The 14,894-nt window shown below is 62.8% G+C and carries 15 protein-coding genes; 13 read left to right on the plus strand and 2 right to left on the minus strand.

The window, feature by feature from the left end; all coding sequences use genetic code 11:
• The first annotated feature begins 6 nt into the window (after positions 1-6).
• From ACM6IM_RS15385 to ACM6IM_RS15415, 7 genes are all read left to right on the plus strand, one after another.
• A complete protein-coding gene (locus ACM6IM_RS15385; protein WP_192303845.1) occupies positions 7-840 on the plus strand; it encodes an alpha/beta fold hydrolase in 834 nt (277 codons plus the stop codon).
• A complete protein-coding gene (locus ACM6IM_RS15390) occupies positions 837-2,318 on the plus strand; it encodes an aldehyde dehydrogenase (protein ID WP_414865599.1) in 1,482 nt (493 codons plus the stop codon). Before ACM6IM_RS15385 ends, ACM6IM_RS15390 begins: the two co-directional genes overlap by 4 nt.
• A 12-nt stretch (positions 2,319-2,330) precedes the next feature.
• Positions 2,331-2,816 (plus strand): flavin reductase family protein, encoded by a 486-nt coding sequence (locus ACM6IM_RS15395; RefSeq protein WP_371048422.1) that lies wholly within the window; start codon positions 2,331-2,333, stop codon positions 2,814-2,816.
• Between the two features lie 137 nt (positions 2,817-2,953).
• On the plus strand, positions 2,954-4,426 hold the full coding sequence (locus ACM6IM_RS15400; protein ID WP_414865600.1) for an NAD-dependent succinate-semialdehyde dehydrogenase: 1,473 nt from the start codon (positions 2,954-2,956) through the stop codon (positions 4,424-4,426).
• Entirely contained in the window at positions 4,426-4,815 is a 390-nt protein-coding gene (locus ACM6IM_RS15405; protein ID WP_201190466.1) for a carboxymuconolactone decarboxylase family protein, read from the plus strand. The genes ACM6IM_RS15400 and ACM6IM_RS15405 overlap by 1 nt, the downstream gene beginning before the upstream one ends.
• Positions 4,816-4,900: 85 nt before the next feature.
• The gene (locus ACM6IM_RS15410) at positions 4,901-5,653 is read left to right on the plus strand and encodes a GntR family transcriptional regulator (RefSeq protein ID WP_192303855.1); all 753 of its coding nucleotides are present in this window, start codon (positions 4,901-4,903) and stop codon (positions 5,651-5,653) included.
• Between the two features lie 2 nt (positions 5,654-5,655).
• Positions 5,656-6,219, plus strand: coding sequence for an NUDIX hydrolase (locus tag ACM6IM_RS15415; protein WP_192303857.1), 564 nt, complete (start codon positions 5,656-5,658; stop codon positions 6,217-6,219).
• Between the two features lie 133 nt (positions 6,220-6,352).
• Here ACM6IM_RS15415 and ACM6IM_RS15420 read toward each other — a convergent pair whose 3' ends face one another.
• Complete coding sequence (locus ACM6IM_RS15420) at positions 6,353-6,649, minus strand: DUF1330 domain-containing protein (RefSeq protein WP_414865601.1); 297 nt, start codon at positions 6,647-6,649, stop codon at positions 6,353-6,355.
• 70 nt (positions 6,650-6,719) lie between these two features.
• On the opposite strand from ACM6IM_RS15420, the gene ribBA reads away from it, so the two are divergent.
• The 6 genes from ribBA (at position 6,720) to ACM6IM_RS15450 (ending at position 13,346) form a co-directional block, all read left to right on the plus strand.
• Positions 6,720-7,829, plus strand: a complete 1,110-nt coding sequence (ribBA, locus tag ACM6IM_RS15425) for a bifunctional 3,4-dihydroxy-2-butanone-4-phosphate synthase/GTP cyclohydrolase II (protein WP_414865602.1) — start codon at positions 6,720-6,722, stop codon at positions 7,827-7,829.
• A 317-nt stretch (positions 7,830-8,146) separates the two neighbouring features.
• Positions 8,147-9,172, plus strand: a complete 1,026-nt coding sequence (locus ACM6IM_RS15430) for an ABC transporter substrate-binding protein (RefSeq protein WP_201190474.1) — start codon at positions 8,147-8,149, stop codon at positions 9,170-9,172.
• Positions 9,169-10,098, plus strand: a complete 930-nt coding sequence (locus ACM6IM_RS15435) for an ABC transporter permease (RefSeq protein ID WP_192303866.1) — start codon at positions 9,169-9,171, stop codon at positions 10,096-10,098. The genes ACM6IM_RS15430 and ACM6IM_RS15435 overlap by 4 nt, the downstream gene beginning before the upstream one ends.
• 6 nt (positions 10,099-10,104) lie before the next feature.
• Positions 10,105-10,914, plus strand: coding sequence for an ABC transporter permease (locus ACM6IM_RS15440; RefSeq protein ID WP_201190478.1), 810 nt, complete (start codon positions 10,105-10,107; stop codon positions 10,912-10,914).
• A 16-nt stretch (positions 10,915-10,930) separates the two neighbouring features.
• On the plus strand, positions 10,931-12,085 hold the full coding sequence (locus ACM6IM_RS15445; protein WP_414865603.1) for an ABC transporter ATP-binding protein: 1,155 nt from the start codon (positions 10,931-10,933) through the stop codon (positions 12,083-12,085).
• A gap of 283 nt (positions 12,086-12,368) precedes the next feature.
• Positions 12,369-13,346: a TerC family protein gene (locus tag ACM6IM_RS15450; RefSeq protein WP_414865604.1), complete on the plus strand. Its 978-nt coding sequence runs from the start codon at positions 12,369-12,371 to the stop codon at positions 13,344-13,346.
• A 6-nt stretch (positions 13,347-13,352) separates the two neighbouring features.
• Here the strand turns inward: ACM6IM_RS15450 and ACM6IM_RS15455 are convergent, their stop codons facing one another.
• Positions 13,353-14,762: a purine-cytosine permease family protein gene (locus tag ACM6IM_RS15455; RefSeq protein WP_414865605.1), complete on the minus strand. Its 1,410-nt coding sequence runs from the start codon at positions 14,760-14,762 to the stop codon at positions 13,353-13,355.
• Positions 14,763-14,894: the final 132 nt, after the last annotated feature.

The following is a 14,894-nucleotide window of genomic DNA, read 5'->3' on the forward strand; positions in this document are numbered from 1 at the left end:
CGCTCCATGATTCGGCTCACCGCTGAACGTACCCCGGCTGGCACCAGTTATCTGGCGACCGGCCAAGGCCAGCCCGTGGTATTGATCCACGGCGTGGGCCTGAATAAAGAAATGTGGGGCGGCCAGGTCGTTGGCCTCTCCACGAAGTACCGCGTGATCACTTACGACATGCTGGGTCATGGCGCCAGCCCGCGCCCGGAAAGCGGCACGCCGCTGCTGGGCTATGCCGACCAGTTGCTGGAACTGCTCGATCACCTGCAATTGCCCAGGGCTTCGGTGATCGGCTTTTCCATGGGCGGGCTGGTGGCGCGGGCGTTCGCCCTGCATTACCCGCAACGCCTGCAAGGCCTGGTGGTGCTCAACAGCGTGTTCAATCGCACCGCCGAGCAGCGCGCGGGCGTCATTGCCCGCACCGCCCAGGCGGCCGAGCACGGCCCGGATGCCAATGCCGAAGCAGCGCTGTCGCGCTGGTTCAGCCGTGAATACCAGGCGGCCAATCCGGCGCAGATCGCCGCCTTGCGCCAGACCCTGGCCCAGAATGACCCGCAGGGTTACCTGACCACCTATGAACTGTTCGCGACCCAGGACATGTACCGCGCCGATGACCTGGCGAGTATCCAGGCACCGACGCTGGTCGCCACCGGCGAGCTGGACCCCGGCTCCACCCCGGAAATGGCCCGGCAACTGGCCGAGCGCATTCCCGGCGCGACGGTTGCCGTGCTCGCCGAACAACGGCATATGATGCCCGTAGAATCGCCGCGCCTGGTCAACCAGCTGTTGCTGGAGTTTCTCGATACCGCGCACTCCCGACAAAACCATATAAAGGGGATCGTTGCATGACACTCGCACGCTTCCAGATGTGCATCGGCGGTGAATGGGTCGATGCCCTCTCGGGCAAGACCTTCGAAAGCCTGAACCCGGCCCTGGCCGAAGCCTGGGCCGAACTGCCCGATGCCGACGAAGCCGATGTCGAGCGCGCCGTGCAGGCTGCGCAGAGCGCCTTCGACAGCCCGGCCTGGCGCGGCCTGACCGCCACCGCCCGCGGCAAATTGCTGCGACGCCTGGGCGACCTGATCGCCGACAACAAGGAAAAACTGGCCCAGCTGGAAAGCCGCGACAACGGTAAGCTGATTCGCGAAACCCGTGGCCAGGTCGGCTATCTGCCGGAGTTTTTCCACTACACCGCAGGCCTGGCGGACAAACTCGAAGGCGGCACCCTGCCGCTGGACAAGCCGGACCTGTTTGCCTACACAGTGCACGAAGCCATGGGCGTGGTCGCCGCGATCATTCCCTGGAACAGCCCGCTGTACCTGACAGCAATCAAGCTGGCGCCGGCCCTGGCCGCGGGCAACACCATCGTGATCAAGCCCTCGGAGCACGCCTCGGCGACCCTTCTCGAACTGGCGCGCCTGGCCCTGGAAGCCGGCATTCCGCCGGGCGTGGTCAACGTCGTCACCGGCTACGGCCCGAGCACCGGCGCCGCCCTCACCCGTCACCCGCTGGTACGCAAAATCGCCTTCACCGGCGGTGCAGCCACGGCGCGGCACGTGGTGCGCAGCAGCGCGGAGAACTTCGCCAAGCTGTCGCTGGAACTGGGTGGCAAATCGCCGAACATCATCTTTGCCGACGCCGACCTCGACAGCGCGATCAACGGCGCCATCGCCGGGATCTATGCCGCCTCCGGGCAGAGCTGCGTATCCGGTTCACGCCTGCTGGTGCAGGACGAGATCTACGACGAATTCGTCAACCGCCTGGTGGAACGTGCCCAGCGCATCCGCATCGGCAACCCGCAGGATGACAGCAGTGAAATGGGCCCGATGGCCACCGCACAGCAGTTGGCAGTGGTCGAAGGCCTGGTGGCCGATGCCGTCGCCGAAGGGGCACGCCTGCGCCTTGGCGGCAAGCGCCCGACCGGCGTGGGTGACGGCTGGTTCTATGAACCGACGCTGTTCGAGTGCGACCGCAACTCGATGAAGATCATGCAGGAAGAAGTCTTTGGTCCGGTGGCCTCGGTCATCCGTTTCAAGGACGAAGCCGAGGCACTGGCGATCGCCAACGACTCGCAGTTCGGCCTCGCCGCCGGCATCTGGACCCGCGACCTGGGTCGCGCCCACCGCCTCGCGCGGGACGTGCGCTCGGGGATCATCTGGGTCAACACCTACCGTGCGGTCTCGGCCATGGCGCCGATCGGCGGTTTCAAGAACAGTGGCTATGGACGCGAAAGCGGCATCGATTCGGTGCTGGCCTACACCGAACTGAAAACGGTGTGGATCAACCTCTCACAGGCACCGATGCCTGACCCCTTTGTGATGCGTTAGGAGACCACCGACATGATCGAACCCGGCATTTACAAAGACGTCATGAGCTCCTTTCCTTCCGGGGTCACGGTGGTCACCACCCTGGACCCGGACGGCGGCATCGTCGGCATCACCGCCAGCGCGTTCAGCGCGCTGTCGATCGACCCGGCCCTGGTGCTGTTCTGCCCCAACTATGCGTCGGACACCTACCCGGTCCTGCGTGACAGCAAGCAGTTCGCGATTCACCTGCTGTCCGCCGACCAGACCGCCGAAGCCTATGCGTTTGCCAGTAAAGGCAAGGACAAGGCCAAGGACATCGAGTGGCACCTGAGCGCCCTGGGCAACCCGTTGCTGGGCAAGGCCACGGCGATCATCGAGTGCGAGTTGTGGCGCGAATACGACGGTGGCGATCACGCCATCATCGTCGGCGCAGTGAAGAACCTGATCCTGCCCGAGCAGCCCGTCACGCCCATGATCTATCACAAAGGCAAGCTGGGGCCGTTGCCCACGCTGTCCTGACGTTTTCTTCACTGTGGGAGCGAGCCTGCTCACGATGCGGTGTGTCATTCACATTGATACCGAATGTGCCACCGTCTTCGCGAGCAGGCTCGCTCCCACTGGGGACTGCGTTTCTCACCACTTTTTCAGGAGCCCGCATGAGCCCTGCAGCCTCGCAACTGTTCCGCCAGCAGGCCTACATCAACGGCCAATGGCTGGATGCGCCGGATGGCGCTTACCAGGACATCTTCAACCCGGCCACCGGCGAACGGATCGGCCAGGTGCCGAACCTGGGCGCCGCGCACGCCCGGCAAGTCATCGCCGCCGCCAACGACGCCTGGCCGGCCTGGCGCGCCCTGACCGCCAAGGCGCGCAGCAACATCCTCAAGCGCTGGCATGCGCTGATGATCGAGCAGGCCGATGCGCTGGCCGAGATCCTCACCCTCGAACAGGGCAAGCCGCTGGCCGAAGCCAAGGGCGAAATCCTCTACGCCGCCAGTTTCATCGAGTGGTTTGCCGAAGAGGCCAAGCGCATCTATGGCGACACCATCCCCAGCCATAAAGGCGATGCGCGCATCGTCGTCAGCAAAGAGCCGATCGGGGTGGTCGCGGCCATCACACCGTGGAATTTCCCGGCGGCGATGATCACCCGCAAGGCGGGCCCGGCATTGGCGGCTGGCTGCCCCTGCATCGTCAAGCCGGCACCGGAAACGCCGTTCTCGGCACTGGCCATGGCCGCCCTGGCGGAACAGGCCGGCATCCCGCCGGGCATCTTCAACGTGATCACCGGCGACGCCGTGGCCATCGGCGGCGAGCTGACCAGCAGCCCGTTGGTGCGCAAGCTGTCGTTCACCGGCTCGACCGGGATCGGCAAGCTGCTGATGGCGCAATGTGCGCCAACCCTGAAAAAAGTCTCCCTGGAACTGGGTGGCAACGCGCCCTTCATCGTGTTCGACGACGCCAATCTGGAGCGTGCCGTGGAAGGTGCGCTGATCGCCAAGTTCCGCAATGCCGGGCAGACCTGCGTGTGCGTCAACCGCTTCCTGGTGCAGGCGGGCATCCACGACGCGTTCGTCGCTCGCCTGGCCGAACGCGTGGCGCAACTGAACGTCGGCAATGGCTTTGATCAGGGGGTGACCCAGGGGCCGCTGATCAACGAACGCGCGGTGGCCAAGGTCGAAGACCACGTGCAAGACGCCCTCGCCCACGGCGCGCAACTGTTGTGCGGCGGTGAACGACATGCCCTTGGCCACGGTTTTTTCCAGCCGACCGTGCTGGCCGGCCTGACGTCATCGATGAAGGTCGCCCGCGAAGAAACCTTCGGTCCGCTGGCTGCCGTGTTCCGCTTCGACAGCGAAGCCGAGGCGATCCACCTGGCCAACGACACCGAGTTCGGCCTGGCCGCTTACTGCTACACCCGCGACCTCGGCCGCGCCTGGCGCATGAGCGAAGCGCTGGAGTACGGCATGGTCGGGATCAACGAAGGGCTGATCTCCACCGAAGTGGCGCCGTTCGGTGGCATCAAGTCCTCGGGCCTTGGCCGGGAAGGATCGAAGTATGGCATCGAAGATTACCTGGAGCTCAAATACACCCTGATGGGCGGGCTCGATGACGTTGGGAGCACCCGTTGATGAATAACGAAAAGTACGAACAGGGCCTGAACATCCGCACGCAGGTGCTCGGTGAAGCCTACGTCAAGCGCTCCATCGAGAACGCCGACGACTTCACCCGGCCCTTGCAGGAAATGGTCACCGAGTACTGCTGGGGCCATGTCTGGGGCCGAGAGGGTTTGTCGCTTAAAGAGCGCAGCATGATAAACTTGGCCATGATTTCGGCCCTCAATCGGCCACACGAACTCAAGCTGCATGTACGCGGCGCCTTGCGTAACGGGCTGAGTCGTGAACAAATACGCGAAATTCTGCTTCAGGTCGGTATTTATTGCGGTGTCCCCGCTGCGGTGGACAGTTTCCGGCTCGCCCGTGAAGCGTTCGCCGAAGCCGACGCCGAGGCCTCCAGTTAACCTTGCTGTTTTGATTGATCGAGCACGATGATCCACGGGTCGAAGTGCTCTTTTTGCATGGACAGCCACACTCAGAGCGGACCCCATGAAACGCCTGCCACTCGACGACAGCTTCAAGGTCAATCGCAACCCCGTTACCCTGCGCGAAATCGTGCTGGATAAACTGCGAAGCGCCATCATGAACTTCCAGCTCATGCCGGGAGACCGTCTGGTCGAGCGTGACCTGTGCGATCGCCTGGGGGTCAGCCGTACCTCCGTTCGCGAAGCCTTGCGCCACTTGGAATCCGAAGGCCTGGTGGAGTTCGCCGACGCCAAGGGCCCACGGGTCGCGATCATCACCCTGGCCGATGCCGTCGACATCTACGAATTGCGTTGCGTGCTCGAAGGCCTGATCGTCCAACTGTTCACCCTGCGGGCCAAGGCCAAGGACATCAAGGCCCTGGAAAAAGCCCTGGAGGAAAACCGCAAGGCCCTCAAGGAAGGCGAACTGCAACAGGTGATCGACTCGGTCCAGGGGTTCTACGACGTGTTGCTCGAAGGCTCCGGCAACCACGTGGCGGCGACCCAGCTGCGTCAGTTGCAGGCACGCATCAGCTACCTGCGGGCGACCTCGGTGTCCCAGGAAAACCGTCGGGGCGCGAGCAACCAGGAAATGGAACGCATGGTCGAGGCGATCAAGGCGGGCGATCCGCTGGTGGCGCACCAGGCCTGCGTCGATCACGTCCGCGCCGCAGCGGCGGTGGCGCTGGAATACCTCAAGCGCAAACAGGAAGAGACCGGGGACATCCCCGAGATCACCCTGCCCATCGCGCTCAAAGAACCGCGCATAGGTCGCTGATCATGTTCAGCCCGAGCTTTTGCCCACGGTGTGGCGGCAACGACCTCAAGTCGCAGCGGCCACCGGGTGATACGCACGAGCGCCTGATGTGCTGCGGTTGCGGCTACATCCACTACGTCAATCCGAAGATCATCGCCGGCTGCATCATCGAGCAGGACGGCAAGTACCTGTTGTGCCAGCGCGCCATTCCGCCACGACCCGGCACCTGGACGCTGCCGGCCGGCTTCATGGAAGGCGGCGAAACCACCGAACAGGCGGCGCTGCGTGAAGTCTGGGAAGAAAGCGGCGTGCGTGCGGAAATCCACTCGCCGTACTCGATCTTCAGCGTGCCGAAAATCAGCGAGGTGTACATCATCTACCGCGCCATCGCGCTGGAGATCACCGGCCAGTACGGGCCGGAAACCCTCGACTACAAATTCTTCGCGCCCGAGGACATCCCCTGGGACAGCATCTACTACCCGGCCATCCGGCAGATCCTCGAACGCTACATCGAAGAACGCCAGGCCGGGGTGTATGGCATCTATATCGGTAACGACGACACCGGGAAGATTCATTTTATTCGGTGAGTCAGGATGTTGAATCCTGCATAAAACCTGTGGGAGCGGGCTTGCTCGCGAATGCGTTGATTCAGTCGACGATCAGGTGTCTGGTCCACCGCATTCGCGAGCAAGCCCGCTCCCACACATCCTCTGGCCCCCGCTAGACCGGCGCCACGCCCTCGACAATGATCACCTCCGCCCGCGCCGCGTCTTCGCGGTGCCCTTTGGCCTCCTGATACTCACTGGACTGGTAGCACGCCAGCGCCTGCTCGTAGGAATCGAACTCGATGACCACGCTGCGCTGCGGTGTCGGTCGACCTTCCATCGCCTGGCTGCGCCCGCCCCGGGCCAGCAACCGGCCACCGTACAGCGCGAAAGCCGCCGGCGCCCGCTGGGTGTAGTAACTGTATTGATCGGGATCGGTGACATCCACGTGAGCTATCCAGTACGCCTTCATAGTGACCTCTCGGTTTATTTTGTATTATGGTATACCACAAAATATCTCCATCAAACATCGAGAGTTCAACATGGCGTTCAACAGCATCGAAGAAATCATCGAAGACTATCGCCAAGGCAAGATGGTGCTTCTGGTGGACGACGAAGATCGGGAAAACGAAGGCGACCTGCTGCTCGCGGCCGACTGCTGCACGGCCGAGGCCATCAGCTTCATGGCGCGGGAAGCGCGCGGCCTGATCTGCCTGACCCTGACCGACGATCACTGCCAGCGCCTCGGCCTGGAGCAGATGGTGCCGAGCAACGGCAGCGTGTTCAGCACCGCTTTCACCGTGTCCATCGAAGCCGCCGTCGGCGTGACCACCGGCATCTCCGCCGCTGACCGCGCACGCACGGTTGCCGCGGCCGTCGCGGCGGGTGCCGGCCCCGCCGACCTGGTGCAACCGGGGCACATCTTCCCGCTGCGCGCCAAGGAAGGCGGCGTGCTGACCCGCGCCGGCCACACCGAAGCCGGTTGCGACCTGGCGCGCCTGGCCGGGTTGACCCCCGCTTCGGTGATCGTCGAAGTGATGAACGACGACGGCACCATGGCCCGCCGCCCCGACCTGGAGGTGTTCGCGCGCAAACACGGGATCAGGATCGGCACCATCGCCGACCTGATCCACTATCGCCTCAGCACCGAACACACCGTGGTGCGCATCGGCGAACGCGAATTGCCGACGGTGCACGGCACCTTTCGTCTGATTACGTTCGAGGACCGCATCGAAGGCGGTGTCCACATGGCCATGGTGATGGGTGAGCTGCGCCGGGACGAACCCACGCTGGTGCGCGTGCACGTCATCGACCCGCTGCGCGATCTGGTGGGCGCCGACTACAGTGGCCCCAGCAACTGGACGCTGTGGGCCGCCCTGCAACGGGTGGCCGAGGAAGGTCGCGGCGTGGTGGTGGTGCTGGCCAATCACGAATCATCCCAGGCGCTGCTCGAACGCGTGCCGCAACTGACCCAGCCGCCCCGGCAGTTCAGCCGCTCGCAATCGCGGATCTATTCTGAAGTGGGGACGGGCGCGCAGATCCTGCAAAACCTCGGCGTGGGCAAGCTGCGGCACCTGGGCCCGCCACTGAAGTATGCCGGTTTGACCGGGTATGACCTGGAGGTGGTGGAGAGTATTGCGTTCACCGGATGACTCAACGCAATCCCCTGTGGGAGCGGGCTTGCTCGCGAATGCGGCGTATCAGTCGGTGAATTTTTTACTGACACACCGCATTCGCGAGCAAGCCCGCTCCCACAAGGGGTAATGGTGTGTTTGAAAGGCAATACAGATCGAAGATAAAAAACCGGACCAGCAGATAGCCGGTAAGGCAAAATGCTTGCACAAAGTTTGGAATACCATAATATGATATTCCATAGACCGGACGATCCTTCATGGGCCGCACGGACCTACTGCTCCCGATAGGCGGGCATCAAAGCCCCGCTCATAAACACAACAATGAGGGCGTGAAAATGGTGTTGAACAAACGTGCAACCGCAGTACTTTTTGCGGGACTGCTGAGCGTGACCAGCCAGGCGTCGATGGCGGCCGAAAGCGTCAACTTCGTCAGCTGGGGCGGTAGCACCCAGGATGCACAGAAGCAGGCCTGGGCCGACCCGTTCAGCAAGGCCACCGGCATCACCGTGGTCCAGGATGGCCCGACCGACTACGGCAAACTCAAAGCCATGGTCGAAAGCGGCAACGTGCAGTGGGACGTGGTGGACGTCGAAGCCGACTTCGCCCTGCGCGCCGCCGCCGAAGGCCTGCTCGAGCCCCTCGACTTTTCTGTCATCCAGCGCGACAAGATCGATCCACGATTCGTTTCCGACCACGGCGTCGGCTCGTTCTTCTTCTCCTTCGTCCTCGGCTACAACGAAGGCAAGCTCGGCGCCAGCAAACCCCAGGACTGGTCCGCGCTGTTCGACACCAAGACCTACCCCGGCAAGCGCGCCCTCTACAAGTGGCCAAGCCCTGGCGTGCTGGAACTGGCGCTGCTGGCCGACGGCGTCGCCGCCGACAAGCTCTATCCGCTGGACCTGGACCGCGCCTTCAAGAAACTCGACACCATCAAGAAAGACATCGTCTGGTGGGGCGGCGGCGCGCAGTCGCAGCAACTGCTGGCCTCGGGCGAAGCGAGCATGGGCCAGTTCTGGAACGGCCGCATCCACGCCTTGCAGGAAGATGGCGCGCCGGTGGGCGTGAGCTGGAAACAGAACCTGGTCATGGCCGACATTCTGGTCGTGCCCAAGGGTTCGAAGAACAAGGACGCGGCCATGAAATTCCTGGCCAACGCGAGCAGTGCCAAGGGACAGGCTGACTTCTCCAACCTGACCGCCTATGCCCCGGTCAACGTCGACAGCGTGGCGCGCCTGGATTCGGTGCTGGCGCCTAACCTGCCGACCGCTTATGCCAAGGATCAAATCACTCTCGATTTCGCGTACTGGGCCAAGAACGGTCAAGCCATCGCGACACGGTGGAACGAATGGCTGGTCAAATGAAAATGACGGCATCCACGCCGACCCGGGGCGCCGCTGGCGCCCTCGGGGCCGTACCCGGCAAAGCGGCGATGGCCAATCAAAGCCCAAGCCTGGCCCAGCGCTGGCGCGGCTCGAGCAACCTGATCCCGGCCCTGTTGTTCCTCGGCCTGTTCTTCCTCGCACCGCTGATCGGCCTGCTGCTGCGCGGCGTGCTCGAACCGGTGCCGGGCCTTGGCAACTATGAACAACTGTTCGCCAACTCCGCGTACGCCCGGGTATTGATCAATACCTTCTCGGTGGCCGGGCTGGTGACCCTGTTCAGCCTGCTGCTGGGCTTTCCGCTGGCCTGGGCCATCACCCTCGTGCCCCGTGGCTGGGGGCGCTGGATCCTCAACATCGTGCTGCTGTCGATGTGGACCAGCCTCCTCGCCCGCACCTATTCCTGGCTGGTGCTGCTGCAAGCCTCCGGGGTGATCAACAAGGCGTTGATGGCGATGGGCATCATCGATCAACCGCTGGAGATGGTGCACAACCTGACCGGCGTAGTGATCGGCATGAGCTACATCATGATCCCGTTCATCGTACTGCCCCTGCAGGCGACCATGCAGGCCATCGACCCGATGATCCTGCAAGCCGGCTCGATCTGTGGCGCCAGCCCGTGGACCAACTTCTTCCGGGTATTCCTGCCGCTGTGCCGGCCGGGGCTGTTCTCCGGCGGCCTGATGGTGTTCGTGATGTCGCTCGGTTACTACGTCACCCCGGCCCTGCTGGGCGGTGCGCAGAACATGATGCTGCCCGAGTTCATCATTCAGCAGGTGCAATCGTTCCTCAACTGGGGCCTGGCCAGCGCCGGCGCCGCGTTGCTGATCGTCATCACGCTGGTGCTGTTCTACTTCTACCTGAAGCTTCAGCCGGAATCCCCGGTTGGCGCCAGCAACGCGAGGTAAGCCGTCATGCTCCTGACTCCCAATGCGATGAGCCGGCGCATGCGCTTCGGCCTGTATTTCACCACGGGCCTGATCGCACTGTTCCTGCTGTTGCCCATCGTGTTCATCGTGCTGCTGTCGTTCGGCTCCTCCCAGTGGCTGGTGTTCCCGCCGCCGGGCTGGACGCTGAAATGGTACGGCCAGTTCTTTTCCAATGCCGACTGGATGAACGCGGCCATGGCCAGCCTGAAGGTCGCGGTGCTGACCACGTTCTTCGCCGTGGCGCTTGGCCTGCCCACCGCGTTTGCCCTGGTGCGCGGACGCTTTCCCGGACGGGAAATGCTCTACGGCCTGTTCACCCTGCCGATGATCGTGCCACTGGTGATCATTGCAGTCGCCGTGTACGCGCTGTTCCTCAAGCTGGGCTACACCGGGACGATGTTCGCCTTCGTGGTCAGCCATGTGATCGTGGCGCTGCCGTTCACCATCATCTCGATCATCAACTCGCTGAAACTGTTCGATCAGTCGATCGAAGACGCGGCGGTGATCTGCGGCGCCTCGCGCCTGCAAGCGGTGTTCAAGGTGACCTTCCCGGCGATCCGTCCGGGCATGGTGGCCGGCGCCCTCTTCGCCTTCCTGGTCTCGTGGGACGAAGTGGTGCTGAGCGTGATGATGGCCAGCCCGACCCTGCAAACCCTTCCCGTGAAAATGTGGACCACCCTGCGCCAGGACCTGACGCCTGTGATCGCCGTCGCCTCGACGCTGCTGATCGGCCTCTCGGTCCTGGTCATGGTGATCGCCGCCGCCCTTCGCCGGCGCAATGAAATCAGCGCTTGAGCGCCAGGAGAACGACATGAGTGCAGTGATCAAAGATGCCGCGCAGGCAAATGACCAACCCTTGGTCAGCCTGCGCAACCTGAACAAGTACTACGGCGAATTCGCCGCCGTGGACAACATCGCGCTGGACATCAAGGAGGGTGAATTCCTCACCTTCCTCGGCTCCAGCGGCTCGGGCAAAAGTACCACCCTGTCGATGCTCGCCGGCTTTGAAACGCCCAGCAGCGGCGAAATCCTGGTCGACGGCAAATCCCTGGTCAACGTGCCGCCGCACAAGCGCGACATCGGCATGGTGTTCCAGCGTTATTCGTTGTTCCCGCACCTGTCGGTGCGCGACAACATCGCCTTCCCGCTGGCGATCCGCAAGCTGGACAGCGCCGAACGCGAGCGCCGGGTCGATGCCATGCTCAAGCTGGTGCAACTCGAACCCTTCGCCCATCGCCGCCCTTCGCAATTGTCCGGCGGCCAGCAGCAACGCGTCGCCATCGCCCGGGCGCTGGTCTATGAGCCACGCATCCTGCTGATGGACGAACCGCTCGGTGCGCTTGACAAGAAGTTGCGTGAAGACCTGCAGGACGAATTGCGCCAGTTGCACCGGCGCCTTGGCATCACCATCGTCTACGTGACCCACGACCAGGAAGAAGCCATGCGCCTGTCCCAGCGCATTGCGATTTTCAGCCACGGCAAGATCGTCGGCCTGGGCAGTGGCTATGACCTGTACCAGAACCCGCCGAATGCGTTTGTGGCGTCGTTCCTGGGCAACTCGAACTTCCTCAAGCTCAAGGCCCAGGGCAATGCCGTGGCATCGTTCGAAGGCCAGTCGCTGTCCATTCGCCTGACGCCCGGGCTGCAGACCGATCAGGATGTGCTGCTGATGGTGCGCCCGGAAAAGGCGCTGGCGCTGAGTGTCGAACAAGCCGCCCAGGAACCGCTGGCAGCAGGCTGGAACCAGGTGTCGGCGATTGTCGGCGAAGTGTTGTTCCTGGGCGAAAGCCAGACCTGCACGGTGAAAACCCTGGGCGGCACCTCGATGACGGTCAAGGCACTGTCGGCAGCGGGCATGCCGCTCAAGGCTGGCGATCCGGTGCGCGTGCGCTGGGCCACGGCCGATGCCTGCGTGTACACCGAGTGGGCCGAAAGCGACTTGAACAAGGCCGCTGGCGCCCATTGATCACAGCGTCACCCTCGGGCCGCCACAACGTCGGGTTGTGGCGGCCTTTTTTTTTCAGTCCGACTGCCCCTGGCTTTCACCGCAAAACCTGTGGAAGTTGGCCTGCTCGCGATGAATATGCAGTCACCACAGACGGCCAGACAAGCCGTCTGATCGTTGACAACACGAGCAACACTTCGGAAAAACCGAATGACGGCGACGAAATAAACGATTTTTCTCCCGCACAACCCTTTCGCTAGCATGGCCCCGTCTACCCACAAACGGTTCAGTCAGGGAGAGCGCCATGCCAGCCACGCACATCAATATCGGTGAGCCCTGGATGTGGGGCGCCTTCATCGTCTTCGTACTGGCGATGCTGGCCCTGGATCTGTTTGTCTTCGGTGGTCGCAAGGCCCATCGGGTGTCAGTCCGCGAAGCCGGGGGCTGGGTGATTGCCTGGTGCCTGCTGGCCCTGGCATTTGCAGGCCTGCTCTGGTGGTATCTGAACGGTGAGTTCGGCGCCGAGATTGCCCGCGACAAAACCCTCGAATTCCTCACCGGTTACCTGATCGAACAGTCGCTGTCGATCGACAACATGTTCGTGTTCGTGATGATCTTCGGTTATTTCGCGGTGCCCCCGCCGTTGCAGCGTCGCGTGCTCCTGTACGGCGTGCTCGGGGCAATCGTGATGCGCGCGGCAATGATCTTCGCCGGCGTTTGGCTGGTCTCGCAGTTCACCTGGCTGCTGTATGTGTTCGGGGTGTTCCTGATCATTACCGGGATCAAGATGCTGATGTTCGCCGACAAGCAACCGGACCTGGACAACAACCCGCTGCTGCGCTGGATACGCGGCCATATGCGCATCACCCCTGGCTTTCACGGCGAACGTTTTTTCGTGGTGCTCAACGGTGTGCGCTGGGCCACGCCGATGTTTCTGGTGCTGGTGCTGATCGAGGCCAGCGACCTGATGTTCGCGGTCGACAGCATTCCGGCGATCTTCGCCGTCACCACCGACCCGTTCATCATTTTCACCTCGAACATTTTCGCGATCATGGGCCTGCGAGCCCTGTACTTCCTGCTCGCCGACATGGCCGACCGCTTTCATTTGCTCAAGTACGGGCTGGCACTGGTGCTGGTGTTCATCGGCGGCAAGATGACGTTGATGCCATGGTTCCACATGCCCGTGGAGTGGTCGCTGACGGTGGTGGGCGTGGTGATTCTGGGGTCGGTGGTGCTGAGCCTGATCCTCACCCGCAAGCAGAACCGCACCCAACCCCAGTAATCGCAGTCAGTCGGTGTAGCCCAGGCGCGCCGCCTTGCTCGCGGGCTGAGTCTTGCCCCGCGTCGCCAGGCAGTAATACAGCGGGCAAGTCACCACCAGGCCCACCAGCCAGGACAAATCCGCGCCTTCCACCAGGTTCGCATACGGCCCGACATACAGCGAGGTATTGGCAAACGGCAGCTGCACGATAATCCCGATGAAATACGCCACGATCGCATGCAGGTTGAAGCGGCCATAAACCCCGCCATCAGCGCGGAAGATAGACGCGATGTCGTAGCAGCCGCGCTTGATCAGGTAGAAGTCGATCAGGTTGATCGAAGCCCACGGCACCAGCACCAGCAACAGGGCCAGGATCAGGCCGATGAATTGCGAGATGAAGTCCGCCGTCGCCCCCAGCGCCACGAGGCAGCAGCCGGCCAGCACCACGCTCGACAACACCACGCGCACCTTGATGCTCGGGGTCCATTGACTGGCGAAGGTCTGGATCGAGGTGATGATCGACAACACCGCGCCATACAGATTCAAGGCGTTGTGGCTGATGATGTTGAGCAGGAACAGCACCATCAGGATCGGTCCCAGCCAGCCGGTCGACTGCTTGACCGCGGCCATCGCCTCGGTGCCTTCCGGGGTCGCCAGCACGGCCACTGCGCCAAAGGCGAAGGACAGGATGGTGCCCAGGGTGGCGCCCAGGTACGTGGCGAAGAATGGGCGAACGATGCCGATGTCGGCCGGCAGGTAGCGCGAGTAATCCGACACGTACGGCGAGAAACTGATCTGCCAGATGATCCCCAGCGACACCGTCGCCAGCCAGCCCGACAGGTTGAAACTGCCACGGGTGAAGAAGTCCGCCGGCAGGTCATGGGCAAAAATGTAGAGGAACCCGGCGAGCAACGCGCTGCCCATGACCCAGGTGCCGATGCGGTTCAGGGTGTGGATGAAGCGGTAGCCGATCACCCCGATGGCGGTGGCGCTGAGGGCACCGATCAGGATGCTCGCCGGCACCGGCACCGACGGGGCAATCCCGACGATCGACTTGCCAGCCAGCACGATGTTGGAAATGAAGAACCCGATGTAGATGATCGCCGCGAAGAACACGATCAGCAGCGCGCCGTAGCGACCGAACTGGCCACGGCTCTGCACCATCTGCGGAATGCCCATGCGCGGGCCTTGCGCTGAAGCGAGGGCGATCACCAACCCGCCGATCATGTGCCCCAGGGCAATCGCCAGCAGCCCCCAGAACAGGTCGAGGTGGAACACCTGGACCACCATGGCGCCGGTGACGATGGGCAGTGGCGCGATGTTGGTGCTGAACCATAAGGTGAACAGGTCGCGGGCCTTCCCGTGGCGTTCCGCGAGTGGGACGTAATCGACCGTGTGATTCTCGATCAGGGGGTCTTGCCGGGACATCTGGGACATGTGCATGAACTCGAGTTTGTCTGATCTTATAGTTGTACGAAGCCAAACCGGGGGTGCTCTGCGGCCCCCCTCAGATGCGAGCCATATTATGGTATTCCAAACTTTTGACAAGGCTGATCCGGTTTTAAAAAC

The organism is Pseudomonas sp. IT-P12, from assembly GCF_949767465.1.
Lineage (GTDB): Bacteria > Pseudomonadota > Gammaproteobacteria > Pseudomonadales > Pseudomonadaceae > Aquipseudomonas.

Bases quoted from the DNA above. Each gene is read 5' to 3' on its own strand.
- ACM6IM_RS15385 (WP_192303845.1), top strand. From the start codon at position 7: ATGATTCGGCTCACCGCTGAACGTACCCCGGCTGGCACCAGTTATCTG.
- ACM6IM_RS15390 (WP_414865599.1), top strand. From the start codon at position 837: ATGACACTCGCACGCTTCCAGATGTGCATCGGCGGTGAATGGGTCGAT.
- ACM6IM_RS15395 (WP_371048422.1), top strand. From the start codon at position 2,331: ATGATCGAACCCGGCATTTACAAAGACGTCATGAGCTCCTTTCCTTCC.
- ACM6IM_RS15400 (WP_414865600.1), top strand. From the start codon at position 2,954: ATGAGCCCTGCAGCCTCGCAACTGTTCCGCCAGCAGGCCTACATCAAC.
- ACM6IM_RS15405 (WP_201190466.1), top strand. From the start codon at position 4,426: ATGAATAACGAAAAGTACGAACAGGGCCTGAACATCCGCACGCAGGTG.
- ACM6IM_RS15410 (WP_192303855.1), top strand. From the start codon at position 4,901: ATGAAACGCCTGCCACTCGACGACAGCTTCAAGGTCAATCGCAACCCC.
- ACM6IM_RS15415 (WP_192303857.1), top strand. From the start codon at position 5,656: ATGTTCAGCCCGAGCTTTTGCCCACGGTGTGGCGGCAACGACCTCAAG.
- ACM6IM_RS15420 (WP_414865601.1), bottom strand. From the start codon at position 6,649: ATGAAGGCGTACTGGATAGCTCACGTGGATGTCACCGATCCCGATCAA.
- ribBA (WP_414865602.1), top strand. From the start codon at position 6,720: ATGGCGTTCAACAGCATCGAAGAAATCATCGAAGACTATCGCCAAGGC.
- ACM6IM_RS15430 (WP_201190474.1), top strand. From the start codon at position 8,147: ATGGTGTTGAACAAACGTGCAACCGCAGTACTTTTTGCGGGACTGCTG.
- ACM6IM_RS15435 (WP_192303866.1), top strand. From the start codon at position 9,169: ATGAAAATGACGGCATCCACGCCGACCCGGGGCGCCGCTGGCGCCCTC.
- ACM6IM_RS15440 (WP_201190478.1), top strand. From the start codon at position 10,105: ATGCTCCTGACTCCCAATGCGATGAGCCGGCGCATGCGCTTCGGCCTG.
- ACM6IM_RS15445 (WP_414865603.1), top strand. From the start codon at position 10,931: ATGAGTGCAGTGATCAAAGATGCCGCGCAGGCAAATGACCAACCCTTG.
- ACM6IM_RS15450 (WP_414865604.1), top strand. From the start codon at position 12,369: ATGCCAGCCACGCACATCAATATCGGTGAGCCCTGGATGTGGGGCGCC.
- ACM6IM_RS15455 (WP_414865605.1), bottom strand. From the start codon at position 14,762: ATGTCCCAGATGTCCCGGCAAGACCCCCTGATCGAGAATCACACGGTC.